This is a genomic window from Saccharomonospora sp. NPDC046836, assembly GCF_040645195.1.
Classification (GTDB): Bacteria; Actinomycetota; Actinomycetes; order Mycobacteriales; family Pseudonocardiaceae; genus Prauserella_A.
The window spans coordinates 33579-49496 of record NZ_JBEYXW010000008.1; the positions used below are offsets into that span (position 1 = coordinate 33579).

The following is a 15918-nucleotide window of genomic DNA, read 5'->3' on the forward strand; positions in this document are numbered from 1 at the left end:
GGTCATCCGGTCCAGGCGATGCCGAAGACGCCGGGTCCGAAGTCGAGGGCGAGGGCCTGCACGCCGTTGTCGTCATCGAGCCGCAGCTCGCTGGACTCGGTCAGGCCGCCATGCGCAGGGCGCGCGTACCGCCAGCAGCGCTCGGGCAGTGCTGTCTGTCCAAAACGGACCTCCAGCAGGTATTCGGATACCGGGTGGAAGAACTCCCGGAAATGCGACTTCCGTGCCCGCCGGTGTCGTGGATGCTCGTAGCGCAGCGAGTACTCCACGAGCTGGGTTCCGCCGTCGTCGAGCGTGCGGCCGAACAGCAGTTCGGCAAGGGTGAGGCCGCGGGCATGGTCCACCTCGACCCGGCCGAGCGTGCAGTTGCGCTCCGCCCGCAGCACCGGCGGCCGCCCGCCGTTCTGCTGGCAGGTGAGCAGCCAGCGATCCTGCCCACTCGTGTCGGCCCGGAGGACGGTGGTGGCCGTCACCATGCTTTGCGTGCCGCCGGGGTCGACGTCGCACCGATCGCGCAGACTCAGCAGGGTCATGGCGGGAGTGTCCACAGTGAGTGGTTGGGTGCCCTTGCGTAGCGGCGGCAGCAGGCCCAACAGCGAGCCGGTGGGCAGGCCGAGGATCTCCTCCAGCGTGCGGACGGCAGACATGGAGCGCGGCCGTTCCGGCCGCCGCTTCCCGGACTGCCAGTAGCTGAGTGCCGTGACGCTGACGATGATTCCGCGCTCCTGCAGGCGTACCTGGATGCGGTCGAGGCCGAGGCCGCTGGCTGAGATCGCCTGCCGGAGCGCCGCGGAGAACGCGGTTTCGGCCATGTTGCCGTTCCCCCAACCCGAGCACCGGTGCCGCTCGGAGTAAAAGTACTGCTCCGAATGGTCTACAACTGTTGATTGTGAATTATTGCCCAACTATGCCGGCCCCGTTTGCATTACTCACATATCACTGCTGGGGAAGGGGAAGACCATGGGTAATTCGGGCAAGCTGCGGCGTGGCCTCACCGCGGGTGCCGTACTCGCGGGCGTGACGGGTCTGGTCGCTACCGGCGCGGGAGCGGCGGCCGCCGCGCCAATGGGGACCATCCTGTCGGCCAACACCGCCGATGCCGTCGACGGCAGCTACCTCGTCGTGCTCGAACAGGACTCGCTTCTCGGAACGGTTGCCGCGCTGGCAGGCGAGCTGGCCGGTGACTACGGCGCGAGCGTCACCCGCACGTTCGGCAGCGCACTGCATGGGTTCTCGATCCAGGCCACCGAGGCCGAGGCCAGGCGGTTGGCCGCGAACAGCGACGTGGCCTATGTCGTGCAGAACCAGCGCGTGCGAGCCTCCGATGGCGCAACTGCGCAGCAGGCGCCACCATCCTGGGGACTCGACCGGATCGACCAGCGTGACCTGCCACTGGACGAGACCTACACCGCCACCACGAACGCCGAGAACGTCACCGCCTACGTGATCGACACCGGTGTCGCCGCCGATCACCCCACCTTCGGCGGCCGGGTCTCCGGTGGTGTCGACTTCATCGACAACGACAGCGATCCGGACGACGAGAACGGTCATGGCACGCACGTCGCGGGGACCATCGGCGGCGAGGAGTACGGCGTGGCCAAGGGAGTGCAGATCGTTCCGGTGCGGGTGCTCGATGCCGACGGCAGCGGAACGACCGAGCAGGTCGTCGCCGGGATCGACTGGGTCGCCCAGAACGCCAGCGGCCCTTCGGTGGCCAACATGAGCCTGGGCGGCCCGGCCGACCCGGTCCTCGACGAGGCCGTGCGCGGCGCGATCGCAGCGGGTGTGACCTTCGGGATCGCGGCAGGTAACGAGGCACAGGACGCGGGCGGCACGTCGCCCGCTCGTGTCACCGAGGCGATCACGGTCGCGGCCAGCGACGAGAAGGACGCCGAGGCCGGTTTCTCGAACTACGGCACCGTCGTCGACCTGTACGCGCCAGGTGTGGACATCACCTCGGCGTGGCACGACGGTGGCGAGAACACGATCAGCGGCACATCCATGGCCACGCCGCACGTGGTCGGCGCCGCCGCGTTGTATCTGTCGGCCAACCCCGAGGCCACCCCGGCGGATGTCGAGTCGGCACTGGTCGCCGCGGCGACCCCCGACAAGATCACCAACCCGAGCGCGGGGACGCCGAACCGTTTGCTGTACACGGGCGAATAGCCCTTCCCGGTTCAACCTCCGACGGCCCGGTGCGCATCGCGCACCGGGCCGTCACACTGCAAAAGACTGCTGGTGAGGAGGCGTGATGATCGCGTTCGATGACGTTCAGCTCATCCCCGTCAACGGCTACGGACCCGAGGACGTGGTGGTGGATGGGCTGGGGCGGGTCTATACCGGACTTGCCGACGGTCGCATCATCCGGCTCTCCGACGAGGGCCGCCGGATCGATCTGGTGGCCGATACCGGAGGGCGGCCATTGGGAATCGAACTCTTCGGTGACGACGAGTTACTGGTGTGCGACGCCGAACGGGGTGTCCTCGTGGTGTCGCTCGGAGCGGGAACGGTGCGGACGCTCGTGGCCGAGGTCGCCGGTGCGCCGATGCTGTTCTGTAACAACGCCGCCGTCGGCCGTGACGGCACCGTGTACTTCAGTGACACGTCGACCCGGTTCCCGATCACGAGGTGGCGGGACGACCTGATCGAGCAGACGGGCACGGGGCGGTTGTTCCGGCGCAGTCCCAACGGGACCATCGACCTGCTGGCCGACAGCCTGCACTTCGCCAACGGCGTCGCGCTCGTGCCCGACGAGTCGTGCGTCGTGGTCGCGGAGACCTCGGCGCTGCGGTTGCGCCGAATCTGGCTGACCGGTGAGCGCGCGGGCACGAACGATGTCTTTCTGGGCGATTTGCGCGGGTTTCCGGACAACATTTCCACTGGCAGTGACGGCTTGATCTGGGTGGCGCAGGCGAGCCCGAAAGTGGCGGCGCTCGACCGGGTGCGGAGGTTGCCCGCGCTGCTGCGGTCGGTCGTGCGCAGCCTGCCGGACTGGGCCCAGCCGTCGCCGGCGCGCTCCTGTGGCGTGTTGGCGGTGTCCGCTCGTGGCGAAATCATGCACGACATGGGCGGTGAGATCGACGGCTTCCATCTGCTCACTGGTGTCCGGGAGTGCGCAGGCAGGCTGTACTTCGGTAGTCTCCAGGAGGGATGCGTGGCTACCACCGCTGCACCTGGGACGTGAGACCGGACACATTATTAATCCGTTGTCGTCACATTTCCGCGCCAGGTAGTCTGGATCTTTGGATGGGGAATTCTCTCAGGCACCCCGTTTTTTTGTCGTTGATTTCTCACGAGAAGCGGTTAGTTATTGATGGCGACTGTGGATTTGAATGCCGGCGGGGGTAGTCGGCCGGAGGATGACAAACTAGACCGGGGTGTGCTGAAGATCGCGAGCGTCGTGGTGCTCGGTGCCATCATGGCGATCCTCGACACGACGGTGGTCAACGTCGCGCTGCAGCAGCTGACCATCGAGTTCCAGACCTCGTTCGACAGGATCCAGTGGGTCGCCACGGGCTACATGCTCGCGCTGGCGACGGTGATCCCGGTGACCGGCTGGGCATCCGACAGGTTCGGCACCAAACGGCTCTACATGGTGGCGATCGCGCTGTTCCTCGTCGGGTCGATGGTGGCCGGGATGGCGTGGAACGTCGAGTCACTGATCGCCTTCCGGGTGATCCAGGGGCTCGGTGGCGGCATGCTGATGCCCGCGGGCATGACGATCATGATCCGCGCGGCGGGCCCGCAGCGTGTCGGCCGCGTCATGGCCGTGCTGGGCGTGCCCATGCTGCTCGGTCCGATCGCAGGCCCGATTCTCGGCGGCTGGCTCGTCGACTCGGTGAGCTGGCGGTGGATCTTCTACATCAACGTGCCGATCGGCCTGGTGGCGTTGTGGGCGGCGTGGCGGTTGCTGCCGAAGGACGAGCCGCAGCCGACGCACCGGTTCGACTTCCCCGGCATGCTGATGCTCTCGCCCGGCCTGGCGCTGCTCATCTACGGCGTGTCCGAGATCCCGGTCGCGGGCGGGATCGGCGCGACGAGCGTGTGGCTGCCGATGGCGCTTGGCATCGTGCTGGTGGCCGGGTTCGTCGTGCGTGCACTGCGGGTCGACAACCCGCTTGTCGACCTCAGGCTGTTCCGGAACAGGACGTTCTCGATCGCGGCTGTCACCATGGCGTTGTTCGCGGTCTCGTTCTTCGGGGCGATGTTGTTGCTGCCGACGTACTTCGTACTCGTGCGCGATGCCACGGCGCTGGAAGCCGGGCTGCTGCTGGCTCCGCAGGGCCTCGGCGCGATGGTGGTCATGCCGGTGGCGGGCAGGCTCGCCGACAAGATCGGTGCGGGCAAGATCGTGCTTCCCGGGCTGGTGCTGATCATCGCGGGTCTGGTGGTGTTCGCCAGGGTCGGCGCCGACACCCCGTACTGGGCGTTGCTGGCGTCGCTCTTCGTGCTCGGTATGGGTATGGGTATGTCGATGATGCCGATCATGTCGGCGGCCCTGCAGACGCTGACCAAGGCGGACGTCGCGCAGGCATCCAGCGCGCTGAACATCCTCCAGCAGACGGCGGGGGCCATCGGCGCGGCGGTCATGTCGATCATCCTGGCGTCGCGGCTGGCCGGGCAGTTCGGTGTGCCGACCAGCCAGGGACAGCTCGCGGCGACGGCGGCTGTGATGAATCCGGAGACGCACGATGCCGCGGCCGTGCTGGCCGCCGACTCCTTCGCGTCGACGTTCCTGTGGTCACTGGTGCTGCTCGCGCTGTGTGTGCTGCCGGCACTGTTCCTGCCGCGCCGCCCACCGGCCCGCGACGAGGAGGACACCGCGTCGGCACCCCCGGTGCTCACTCACTGAGGTACTGATAGTGCCCCCAAGGCCACCTTGGTTGCGCCCACCCGTCTCCCACCACCACCCAAACGGAGACGCTTCGCGCCGCAGTGTTCGAAAGCTGCAACCAAGGTGGCCTTGGGGACTTAACGGGAGTGGGGGAGGACCTCGGTGACGAGGGTGCGCAGGACGCTGCTCAGCAGCGTGTGCACCTGGGCGCGGTCGAGCGCCCCGCGGACGAGCCATTCGCGGCCGGCCGCCTTCACCATGCCGCCGTAGGCGCGCACGAGAGCGTTGTACTCGTTCCAGCGCGGGTCGCCCGGTTCGAACCCCATGGCTTCGAGCACCCGGTCTGCCGATTCCCGGTCGGCCTCATCGAGGATCCGCTCCACCTCGACGTCGCGGCCGATGCCCTCCGGCGTGATCGCGGCCAGCCACATCTTGCCCTGCTTGCTCACCATGTCGAGGAACCAGTCGACCGCCGCGTCGATCCGTTCCTCCTGTGGCCCCGCGGGAAGCCGGGTCACGGCGAAGTGCGGCACGGTGAGTGCCCGGCGTACCACCGTCAGATACAGTTCGCGCTTCGTACCGAAGTAGTGGTTGATCAAGCCACGGGCCACCCCGGCACGGGCAGCGATGTCCGATGTGGACACATCGGCGTAGGGTCGCTCACCGAAGAGTTCGGCCGCGCAGGCGAAGATCTGCTCCTTCCGCTGGTCCGGCCCCAGCCTCCGCCACCTCGGCGCCGATTCCGTGGACATGAGGTGCAGTTTCTCATGCGTCCCCGCGTCTCCGCTCAGAACAGCGTTTCTGCGGCAGAACCGGTGGTACTCGCAGATAGGCCGAGCGCGCCGTACATTGGTGCTAACGAGTGAACCTTAGGGTAACCTAAGCAAAGTCCCCTCAATCCGCGCAGTAGGGAGCCACGTATGGCGCAGCCACAAGACCGGAGTAGTGGCAAGCCGGTGACCCGGTTGCGGGTGCTCCGCACCGAGCGGCTCACGCCCCACATGATCCGGGTCGTCGCGGGTGGTCCGGGTCTAGCTGCCTTCACGCCCAACGGGTTCACCGACAGTTACGTCAAGGTGCTGTTCCCAGTACCCGGCGTCACCTATCCCGAGCCGTTCGACCTGCGCACCATCAAGGCGGAACTGCCGCGCGAGCACTGGCCCCGGCAGCGCAGCTACACGGTGCGTTATCACGACTCCGACGAGCTCACGATCGATTTCGTCCACCACGGCGACGTTGGGCTCGCCGGGCCGTGGGCGGCGAACCTGCGGCCCGGCGACGAGATCCTGCTGATCGGCCCAGGCGGTGCCTACGCGCCCAGCGCCGACGCCGACTGGCACCTGCTGGTGGGCGACGAGAGCGCGATGCCAGCGATCGGCGTTGCACTGGAGGCCATGCCCGCCGGTGCCACTGTCGAGACGTTCCTTCTCGTCGAGGACGCCGCCGAGGAGCAGCCGCTGGCGACCAAGGCCGCCGCGCAGATCCGCTGGCTGCACCGCTCAGCGGGAGACGACCTCGTCGAGGCCGTGCGGGCGTTGCGGTTCCCGGATGGGACCGTGCACGCGTTCGTGCACGGCGAGGCGGGCTTCGTCCGCGCGCTGCGGACGCACCTGCTGGCCGAGCGCGGGGTTGCCAAGGAGCAGCTGTCGATCTCCGGCTACTGGCGCCGCGGTAAGGCCGACGAGGCGTGGCGGGAGGAGAAGGCGGCGTTGAGAGCCGCCGAGGAGGCCGCCGGGCAATGACCATGGCGGCGCGCTGGCGACGCGGGGCGGCAGCCCTGCTGGCCACGCTCGCCGCGGTGGCCGCCTGCACGGGAGCCCCCACCCCACCACCGCCCGCCCCTGCCGTAACCGATCTGCCCGGCACGCCCGGCTGGCTGATCAGCGACCCCGGCCCGCAGCACGCCATCGACGGTTTCGCCGACCGCACCAGTGTGCTGCCGGGGCAGGACGTACGGCTGTTCGTCAGCACCACGGCGGTTTCCTACACGGTCACGGCCTACCGGATGGGTCCCTATCGCGGCGCGGACGCCCGGCAGGTCTGGATCTCACCGCAGCAACCGGGTCGCCGCCAGGCCGCGCCGGTGGTGCAGGAGCCGACCAACACGGTGGTGGCGCCGTGGCAGCCCTCGCTCACCGTGCAGACCAACGGCTGGCAGCCCGGCACCTACCTGTTCCGTCTCGATGGCGACAACGGCGCACAGCAGTTCGTACCGCTGACGGTGCGTACCCCGTCCAACGCGGGCAAGATCGTCTTGATCAACGCCGTGACCACCTGGCAGGCATACAACAAATGGGGCGGCTACAGCCTTTACGAGTCGCCGAGCGGCGGCAAGGCGCAGCGGTCAAGGGCGGTGTCGTTCGACCGGCCCTACCAGGCCGCGGACATGCAGGGCGCCGGCGACTTCCTGTACTTCGAGCTGCCGCTGGTGCGCTTCGCCGAACAAGCCGGCCTGCCAATGGGCTACGCCACCGACGTCGACCTCCACGCGGACCCGCAGTTGCTCGACGGCGCCCGCGCCGTCGTCACGCTCGGCCACGACGAGTACTGGTCCACCGCGATGCGCCAGCACACCACGGCGGCCCGTGACCGCGGTGTGAACCTGGCTTTCCTCGGCGGCAACGAGATCTACCGGCACATCCGAATGGAACCGACCGCACTAGGACCGGACCGGTTGCAGGTCGGCTACAAGTCCTTCACCGAGGACCCCATCCACACCAGCAACCCGCTGGAGGCGACCCCGGAATGGCGTTCGCCGCCGCATCCCCGCCCGGAGAGCGTGCTGCTGGGCAACTACTACCAGTGCAATCCGGTGCGTGGTGACCTCGTGGTGGCCAACGACGCCAACTGGCTGCTGAATGGGATCGTCCGCAACGGGCAACGGCTGCCAGGACTGGTCGGCAACGAGTACTCGAAGGTGGACCTTTCGGTGCCGACGCCGCGCCCCATCGAGGTGCTGTTCCGCTCACCGGTCACCTGCCAGGGCCGGTCCGACTTCGCCGACGTCAGCTACTACACCACGCCCAGCGGGGCGGCGGTGTTCTCCACCGGCACGCAGTACTGGATCTGTGCGCTGGACCCGACCTGCCCGGAAAGCGGCGGCGATCCGACCGCGCATCAGGCGATCAGTGCCATCACGCTACGCCTGTTCCAGGCCTTTGCCGACGGCCCCGCAGGCCGTGCGCATCCGGCCGTGGACAACCTCGCCGCGCTCGACATCCCCGGCGCCACACCGAATCCCGTGCCCACACTGCCGCCGGACAACTCCGGCGGGTCTTAGCCCTTGCGTGGTAGACACGTGCCATGACGACGGCGCTCAAGGTGGACACCGACCCGGCCGAGCTCGGGTTCGACGCCGCACGGCTGGCCAGGATCGACCGGCATTTCGCGCGATACGTCGACGATGGCCTGCTGCCTGGCACCTGCTGACCCACACCGCGGGTCTGACGTACGGCTTCCACCACGGTCACCCGGTTGATGCGCTCTACCGGGCGGACGGGTTCGAATGGGGCCCCCACCCGGCCTCGACCTCGCCGACTGCGTCGCGCGGTGGGCCGAGCTGCCGCTGGTGTTCCAGCCGGGGGCCGAGTGGAACTACTCGGTGGCGACCGACGTGCTCGGCCGCCTCGTGGAGGTCGTGTCCGGGCAACCGCTCGACGAGTTTTCAGCCAGCGCATCTTCGTGCCGCTCGGGATGACCGACACCGCCTTTCAGCGTCGGCGCCGAGGACGCCGACCAGCTCGCGGTGCTCTACATCCCGCGGCCCGGCACCCGCACGGCGGTTCGCAACGATGCGTTCGGTTCGATCGGCCGCACCCCACCCGACTGCCTTTCCGGCGGGGGCGGTCTCGTCTCGACGGCCGCGGACTGCCACCGGTTCACCCAGTTCCTGCTGGGCGGTGGCGAGCTCGACGGGGGCGGCGCGGCGAGCACCGCCTTCTGGGTGGACCCGGCGAACGAGGTGACGGCGCTGTTCTTCACCCAGTTGCTGCCCTCCAGCGCGCACCCGATCCGCCAGCACCTGCGCCAGCTCGTGTACCAGGCGCTGGTCTGAGAGCGCGTCAGCCGATTATGCCCTTGCCGTAGGCGGCCAGGGTCTGCTCCCGCTGGTCGTGCATCAGGTAGACGGCGAACTGGTCCACGCCCAGCTCGGCCAGCTCTGCGAGCCGCTCCCGGTGGGCGGAAGCTGGTCCCAGCAGGCAGAAGCGGTCCACGATCTCGTCGGGTACGAAGTCGGTGGACGGGTTGCCCGCCCTGCCGTGGTGCGCGTAGTCGTAACCGTGGCGCCCGGCGATGTAGTCGGTGAGCTCATGCGGCACCGGGCCCGAGTCGCCATACCGCGCGACGAGGTCCGCGACGTGGTTGCCGACCATCCCGCCGAACCAGCGCAGCTGCTCGCGCTGGTGCGGCAGGTCGTCGCCGACGTAGGCCGGTGCCGCGACGCACACGGTGATGCCCTCCGGGTCGCGCCCGGCGGCGCGGGCGGCGTCCCGCACCGAGCCGATGGTCCACCGCGCGATGGCCGGATCGGCGCACTGCAGGATGAACCCGTCGGCGTGCTCGCCGGCCAGCCGCAGCGCCTTCGGGCCGTACCCGGCCATCCACATCTCCAGCCTGCCGTCGCGGACCCACGGGATCTGGACGGCGACGTCGCCGAGTGTCACCTGCCTGCCTTCGGCGAGCTCCTTCACCACGTGCATGCAGTCCCTGAGGGTGGCCAATGTGGACGGTGATTTGCCGACGACCCGGTGTGCGGAGTCGCCGCGTCCGATGCCGCACACCGTGCGGTTGCCGTACATGTCGTTGAGCGTGGCGAACAGCGAGGCCAGCACCGACCAGTCCCGCGTGCCGGGGCTGGTCACCATGGGCCCGACCACCATTGACGACGTCGCCGCCAGAATCCGCGAGTAGATCACGAACGGCTCCTGCCACAGCACGACCGAGTCGAAGGTCCAGCCGTAGCCGAAGCCCTGGTCCTCGGCCAGCGCCGTCAGCCGGATGACCTCGCTCGCCGGTGGATCGGTCTGCAGCACCACCCCGAAGTCCATGGCGTCCTCCTCAGTTCAGGTACTGGCAGAGATCGCGGGTGAGGAACCGGCCGTGTCCTGCCGAGCCGTGGTACTCGCCGCCGTCGACGATGATGCGGCCGCGGGAGAGCACCGTGGTGACCGTGCCCGTGATCCGCATTCCCTCGTAGGCGGAGTAGTCGACGGCCATGTGGTGGGTCCGCGCGGAGATGGTCTGTTCCGCGGCCGGATCGTAGAGCACGATGTCGGCGTCCGAACCCGGCGCGATCACGCCCTTGCGCGGGTAGAGCCCGAACATCCGCGCCGGTGTGGTCGAGCAGGTTTCCACCCAGCGGGCCAGCGAGATCTCCCCGGCGACCACACCCTGGTGCAGCAGGTCCATCCGGTGCTCGACGCCCGGCATCCCGTTGGGAATCTTGGCGAAGTCGCCCCTGCCGAGCTCCTTCTGGTCCTTGAAGCAGAACGGGCAGTGGTCGGTCGACACCACGGACAGGTCGTTGGTGCGCAAGCCCCGCCACAGGTCCCTTTGGTGCTCCTTCGGGCGCAGCGGGGGAGAGGCGACGTACTTCGCGCCCTCGAAGTCCGGTTTGGCCAGGTCCTCAATGGACAGATACAGGTACTGCGGGCACGTCTCGGCGAACACGTTCTGACCCTCGTTGCGCGCACCCGCCACTGCCGCAAGCGCTTGCGCCGCCGACAGATGGACAATGTAGAGCGGCGCTCCGGTCACCTTGGCCAGCGTGATGGCCCGCGAGGTCGCCTCGCCCTCCAGTTCGGGTGGTCTGGTGAGCCCGTGCTGCACCGGCTCACCCCTGCCCTCGGCCAGCGCCTGAGCGACCAGCTGGTCGATCGCGATGCCGTTCTCGGCATGCATCATGATCATCGAACCGGTGTCGGTGGCCTTCTGCATCGCGCGGAGAATCTCCCCGTCGGTCGAGTAGAAGACACCGGGGTAGGCCATGAACATCTTGAAGCTGCTGACGCCGGCGTCCACACAGGATTCCATCTCCTTGAGCGTCGCGTCGTTGACGTCGGAGACGATCATGTGGAACCCGTAGTCGATCGCGCAGTCGCCGTCGGCCTTCTCGTGCCACTTGTCCAGTGTGGACATCAGCGAGGTGCCCTTGGCCTGTACGGCGAAGTCGATGACGGTGGTCGTGCCGCCCCATGCCGCGGCCCTGGTTCCGGTTTCGAAGGTGTCTGCGGAGAAGGTGCCGCCGAACGGCATCTCCATATGGGTATGGGCATCGATGCCGCCCGGCAGCACGTACCTGCCCGTGGCGTCGAGCACCGTGTCGGCCTGCTCCAGCACACCTGGCGCCGCCACGGCCGCGATGGTCTCACCGTCCACCAGCACGTCGGCCTCGGCAACGCCGGTGGTGCTCAGTACCGTGCCGCCCTTGATCAGAATCCGCATCGCGCTCACCACCTCACGGTTTCACGAGCGACTCGTAGGAATCGGGCCTGCGATCGCGGTAGAAGGCCCACAGCTCACGTACCTCGGCGAGCTTGTCCATGTCGAGGTCGCGCACCACGACCTCGTCCGCGGTGCCGGAGGCGGCCTCGCCCACCAGCTCACCCCGCGGGTCCACGAAATAGGACTGGCCGTAGAAGTCGTTGTCGCCCAACGGTTCCACGCCAACCCGGTTGATCGCGCCGACGTAGTACTCGTTGGCAACGGCGGCGGCGGGCTGCTCCAGCCGCCACAGGTACTGCGACAGCCCGCGGCTGGTCGCCGACGGGTTGAACACGATCTTCGCCCCGGCGAGCCCGAACGCCCGCCAGCCCTCGGGGAAGTGCCGGTCGTAACAGATGTAGACACCGATGCGTCCCACCGCGGTGTCGAAGACCGGGTAGCCCAGGTTGCCAGGGCGGAAGTAGAACTTCTCCCAGAATCCCTTGACCTGAGGGATGTGGTTCTTGCGGTATTTGCCGAGGTAGGTGCCGTCGGCGTCGATCACCGCCGCGGTGTTGTACAGCACCCCGGGCTGTTCCTGCTCGTACATCGGTACCACGAGCACAACGCCGTGACGCTCGGCGACCTCCTGCATCAGTGTGGTCGTCGGCCCGTCTGGAATGCCTTCGGTGTAGGAGTAGTACCCGGTGTCCTGCACCTGGCAGAAATACGGTCCGTAGAACAGTTCCTGCAGGCACACCACCTGCGCACCCTGCGAGGCCGCCGTGCCGATCGCGTCGACCGAGGCGGCGATCATGGAGTCCTTGTCACCCGTCCACCGCTGCTGCACCAGACCGGCTCTCACCAGCTCGCTCACTTGTCTCCTCCTGTCGCGTTGCGAAGTCCGCCCCTCGCGAGGCGGGCAGGGAAAGGGCCAGGTAGACCAGGAAGGCCGCCACCAGACCGACGACCCAGCTGTAGTCGTAGAAGCCATGGAACAACGGGATCAGGCCGTTCTCCGGGAACGGTCCCTCGCCCGGCGCCGAATAGGCACCGCCGACAGCCAGCACGGCGCCCACGGCGGTGGCAGCGAGTGCCCGCCAGTTCCAGCCGCCGGTGAACCAGTACCGGCCACCGCCGTCGGTGAACAGGTCGGCCAGCGCCAGCTGCCTGCGGGCGTGCACCCAGTAGCCGGCGACCAGCACACCGGCGACCGCGGCGAGAACGCCGCCGTAGAAGTTGAGCCACGCGAAGATGTAGATGTTCGGATCGGAGATCAGCCGCCACGGCTGGATCGCGACACCGATGACGCCCGTGATCACACCGCCGGCGCGGAAGCTGATGCGCTTGGGGAAGGCGTTGGAGAAGTCGTAGGACGGGCTCACGACGTTGGCGGCCAGGTTGGCGGACACGGTGGCGATGGCGAGGCCTACCAACGCGATCACCACGACCACCGGTGACTCGAAACGGGCTGCCAGCAGCACCGGATCCCAGATGGTCTCGCCGTAGATGACCATGCCGCCCGAGGTGATCATGATGGACACGATCGCCATGAAGGACATCGTCGTCGGCAGGCCGAGCACCTGGCCCCAGGCCTGCTTGCGCTGGCTCATGCCGAACCGCGTGAAGTCGGGCATGTTCAGCGACAGCGTGGCCCAGAAGGCGATCATGCCCATCAGCGAGGGGGCGAAGACGGTCCAGAACTCGCTGCCCCAGCCGAGCCTGCTCGGCTGCGAGAAGATCGGGCCGAACCCGCCCGCCTGCACCAGCACCCAGCCGAGCAGGATCAGGAAGCCGACCGTGACCAGTGGTGCGGTCCAGTTCTCGAAACGGCGGACCGCGTCGATGCCACGCCAGATGATGAACATCTGGAACATCCAGAACGCCGCGAAGCCAACCCACATCGTCCACGGCTGCCCCAGCACGGACGCGGCATTGGTCCAGCCGTCACCGACCAGCTCGCCGAGGATCACGAAGATGGCCTGCCCGCCGACCCAGGTCTGGATGCCGAACCAGCCGCATGCGACGAACCCGCGCAGCAGCGCGGCCAGGTTGGCACCCCGCACGCCGTAGAACGCGCGGGCGAAAACCGGAAACGGAATGCCGTACCTGGTTCCCGCATGACTGTTGAGCAGCATGGGGATCAGCACAATGAGGTTGCCGAGCGTGATGGTCAGAAAAGCCTGCACCCAGTTCATGCCGATGGCGATGAGGCCGGACGCGAGTAGGTAGGAGGGAATGTTGTGAGCCATTCCCATCCACAGCGCGAAATAGTTGTAGGTGCTCCAGGTTCGTCGCTCGACGGGCACCGGGGCGAGTTCGGCGTTGAAGAACCGGCTGCCGTGAAGTGACGACACATCGCGAAGTTCCACCCGGCCGTCCGGGTGCTGAATCTGGGCGGTGGTCGGCTCCATTGCGGCATCCTGCTCGCCCTGCGCGCACACCCGGCACTGGCAGAGTGTTCACTGTTGCCGGAGCCGAGTGACAGTGTGTCGATTGTGCCGTAGGCGCTGCCACTGGGTGTAGCCCCAGGGCAACCACGCGGAAACATTCCGCGTCGGTTGAAAGGGACCTCGTCAGAACGCGAAGACGCCGCCGGATTCGGCGTCGGCAACGCACTCGTTGGCGTATTCGGCGCGGAACCGGACCCACTCGCCCTGCCAGCGACCGTGCGCCTCGGCGCGCAGGGGCGCGTAGATCATCGGGCATGGTTGCAATGTCACCGGTAGGCGGCTGAAGTCACCGCCTGCGTCCTCCAGCGCGGCACAGGCCTCGGCGGCATCCGGGTGCGTGCCCGCCGTGGGATCGCAGGTCAGCTGAGCCGCGCGTGCGGCACCGTCGGCGGTGTAGAGGGTGAGGGTCAGTGACGATTCGGGCGGAGTGGGCAGCGGCCCGCCCGCGCACAGCAAGGCGAGTGCGCACGCGGCGGCCGTTCCGGCAGAGATGATGGGCATGTCTCGGATATCGGCAGCCGAGCGGCCGGCATGTGTCACTCGGGAGGACGGTCGCCGTCATTCGATTGGGCGAGCACGTCGTGTACGAGCAGTGCCACATGCAGTGACAGCATGGACTCGGGATCCTCCAGCTGCACGCCGAGCACCTGCTCGATCCGGGCGAGTTGCTGGTAATAGGCCGTTCGCGAGGTGTGCGCGGCCGCGGCGGCCGCCGACTTGTTGCCGCCGTGCTCGCAGAAGTGCCGTAGCGCCGGCACCAGCCGGGTGCCCGAACCGGCGTCCCGCGCGAGCAGCGGACCCAGCTCGCGCGCCGCGAAGGCGGTCACCCGGTCGTCGTCGCCGAGCAGGTGCAGCAGCCCGCGCAACCGGACGTCATCGAGGCGGTGGTAGCCCCGGCGCGGGTCGCCGCCCTGTTGCGCTGCCGCGGCGATGTGCGCGGCCTCGGTGAGGCTGCGCCCTGCGTCGGCAGCCGTCTCGACGCCGGTACCCACCGCGATCACCACCGGAACGGACGGCCGCGCCTGCCGTACCTCCCGCGCCAGCCGTCGCAGGACGGCATCGGTGTTGGCCTGCGGGGACAGCGACAGCAGCGCCCGCACGCTCGTGTCGTCGACACTCGCGACGAGCGCCGCCACCCGTGCCCGCCGGGTGGCCAGCGCGGTCGCCTCGGCGAGCTGACGCAGCAGCGGCAGTGCCGAGGCCGCCGCGGGCGGTTGCGCGGCCCCGGCCAGCCGGGGCCGGATCGCCACACCGACTAGGAGGTGCCCGGCCAGCGGCACGCGCAGTGCGGAGGCCCGCGCGGTGAGCTCGGCATTCGTCGCCGGGGAGGCCAGCAGCTCGGCGAGGACGGCACGGTGCGCCTGCCGTTCGAGACTGGTGCCGTCCGGGGCGAGCAGGTGATGCACCGCGAGTGCCGAGGCCGCGCGTTCCGCCACGACGACATAGCGATGCGGCGGCTGCTCGGGACACGGCACGATCAGCCGTCCCCAGTCGTGCCCGCGCGCGCCGACGATCGTGACCAGCCAGCCCGCCCTGGCGTGGTAGCCGGACCGGCCCCCGATGCGCACGCCGCGCGAGCGCTGCTGCCAGCCGCTGAGCAGTTCCGCCGGATCGGTACCGGCCGAATCGTAGGCCAGTACCTCGTGCGACAGCGTTTCCAGCACCACCGGCTGCCCGCTCAGCCGCGCCACCTCGCGCAGCACGACATGCGGTTCCGCGCCGGCCACGGTGAGCGCGGTGAACGTCTCGTGCACCTGTTCGGCGGCGCGCAGCTCGGCCACCTGCGCGTCGACGATGAGCCCGTTGACGGTCTCGGTCACCGCCACGTACCTGGTCTCCCTGGAGAGCGTGACCAGGGGGAGGCCGTGCTTGTCGGCGGCGGTCACCAGCGCCCGCGGCAGCTCGTCGTTCCAGTGCCGAACCAGCTCCACCACGAGCCCGGTGACGCCGACCCCGGCCAGTTCCTCGACGTAGCGGGCGAGTGCCAGATCGTCGTCGGGCAGCGCGATACCCGTGGTGAGAACCAGCTCGCCGCCCTTGAGCAGGTGCGCGATGTCGGTGATCTCGGCGACGTGCACCCAGCGCACCCGCCCGTCGAGGCCGCCTGCCCCGGCGACGACCCGTGGCCCGCCGTGGCGCACCACCGGCAGCGCGAGCACCTCCGCAACGGTCGGGTACATCGCCTCACCACCTGTCCCTGGCCGATTA

General features: G+C 68.5%; 13 protein-coding genes and 1 pseudogene. 6 read left to right on the forward strand and 8 right to left on the reverse strand.

Annotated elements, in window-relative coordinates; genetic code table 11:
• Positions 1–2: 2 nt before the first annotated feature.
• Positions 3–812 (reverse strand): hypothetical protein, encoded by an 810-nt coding sequence (locus ABZ863_RS12370; RefSeq protein WP_358534460.1) that lies wholly within the window; start codon positions 810–812, stop codon positions 3–5.
• A gap of 148 nt (positions 813–960) precedes the next feature.
• On the opposite strand from ABZ863_RS12370, the gene ABZ863_RS12375 reads away from it, so the two are divergent.
• The 3 genes from ABZ863_RS12375 to ABZ863_RS12385 all read left to right on the forward strand — a co-directional run bounded on the left by ABZ863_RS12375 (position 961) and on the right by ABZ863_RS12385 (position 4852).
• On the forward strand, positions 961–2166 hold the full coding sequence (locus tag ABZ863_RS12375; protein ID WP_358534462.1) for a S8 family peptidase: 1206 nt from the start codon (positions 961–963) through the stop codon (positions 2164–2166).
• 88 nt (positions 2167–2254) lie between these two features.
• A complete protein-coding gene (locus ABZ863_RS12380; protein WP_358534756.1) occupies positions 2255–3184 on the forward strand; it encodes an SMP-30/gluconolactonase/LRE family protein in 930 nt (309 codons plus the stop codon).
• A 129-nt stretch (positions 3185–3313) separates the two neighbouring features.
• Positions 3314–4852: a DHA2 family efflux MFS transporter permease subunit gene (locus ABZ863_RS12385; protein WP_358534464.1), complete on the forward strand. Its 1539-nt coding sequence runs from the start codon at positions 3314–3316 to the stop codon at positions 4850–4852.
• A 119-nt stretch (positions 4853–4971) separates the two neighbouring features.
• Here ABZ863_RS12385 and ABZ863_RS12390 read toward each other — a convergent pair whose 3' ends face one another.
• Complete coding sequence (locus ABZ863_RS12390; protein WP_358534466.1) at positions 4972–5586, reverse strand: TetR/AcrR family transcriptional regulator; 615 nt, start codon at positions 5584–5586, stop codon at positions 4972–4974.
• 168 nt (positions 5587–5754) lie between these two features.
• Between ABZ863_RS12390 and ABZ863_RS12395 the strand changes: the two genes are divergently transcribed.
• From ABZ863_RS12395 to ABZ863_RS12405, 3 genes and pseudogenes are all read left to right on the forward strand, one after another.
• Positions 5755–6576 (forward strand): siderophore-interacting protein, encoded by an 822-nt coding sequence (locus ABZ863_RS12395; protein ID WP_358534468.1) that lies wholly within the window; start codon positions 5755–5757, stop codon positions 6574–6576.
• On the forward strand, positions 6573–8114 hold the full coding sequence (locus ABZ863_RS12400) for a N,N-dimethylformamidase beta subunit family domain-containing protein (protein ID WP_358534470.1): 1542 nt from the start codon (positions 6573–6575) through the stop codon (positions 8112–8114). Before ABZ863_RS12395 ends, ABZ863_RS12400 begins: the two co-directional genes overlap by 4 nt.
• Before the next feature lie 23 nt (positions 8115–8137).
• Positions 8138–8888 (forward strand): annotated as a pseudogene (locus ABZ863_RS12405) (serine hydrolase domain-containing protein).
• A gap of 7 nt (positions 8889–8895) precedes the next feature.
• Here the strand turns inward: ABZ863_RS12405 and ABZ863_RS12410 are convergent.
• The 6 genes from ABZ863_RS12410 to ABZ863_RS12435 all read right to left on the reverse strand — a co-directional run bounded on the left by ABZ863_RS12410 (position 8896) and on the right by ABZ863_RS12435 (position 15890).
• The gene (locus ABZ863_RS12410; protein ID WP_358534472.1) at positions 8896–9882 is read right to left on the reverse strand and encodes a TIGR03842 family LLM class F420-dependent oxidoreductase; all 987 of its coding nucleotides are present in this window, start codon (positions 9880–9882) and stop codon (positions 8896–8898) included.
• A 10-nt stretch (positions 9883–9892) separates the two neighbouring features.
• A complete protein-coding gene (hydA, locus tag ABZ863_RS12415; protein ID WP_358534474.1) occupies positions 9893–11278 on the reverse strand; it encodes a dihydropyrimidinase in 1386 nt (461 codons plus the stop codon).
• Positions 11279–11291: 13 nt separating this feature from the next.
• On the reverse strand, positions 11292–12134 hold the full coding sequence (locus ABZ863_RS12420) for a nitrilase-related carbon-nitrogen hydrolase (protein WP_358534476.1): 843 nt from the start codon (positions 12132–12134) through the stop codon (positions 11292–11294).
• Complete coding sequence (locus ABZ863_RS12425; RefSeq protein ID WP_358534478.1) at positions 12085–13671, reverse strand: NCS1 family nucleobase:cation symporter-1; 1587 nt, start codon at positions 13669–13671, stop codon at positions 12085–12087. Before ABZ863_RS12425 ends, ABZ863_RS12420 begins: the two co-directional genes overlap by 50 nt.
• Positions 13672–13833: 162 nt before the next feature.
• A complete protein-coding gene (locus ABZ863_RS12430; protein ID WP_358534480.1) occupies positions 13834–14211 on the reverse strand; it encodes an SSI family serine proteinase inhibitor in 378 nt (125 codons plus the stop codon).
• Between the two features lie 35 nt (positions 14212–14246).
• The gene (locus ABZ863_RS12435) at positions 14247–15890 is read right to left on the reverse strand and encodes a PucR family transcriptional regulator ligand-binding domain-containing protein (protein WP_358534482.1); all 1644 of its coding nucleotides are present in this window, start codon (positions 15888–15890) and stop codon (positions 14247–14249) included.
• Positions 15891–15918 lie beyond the last annotated feature (28 nt).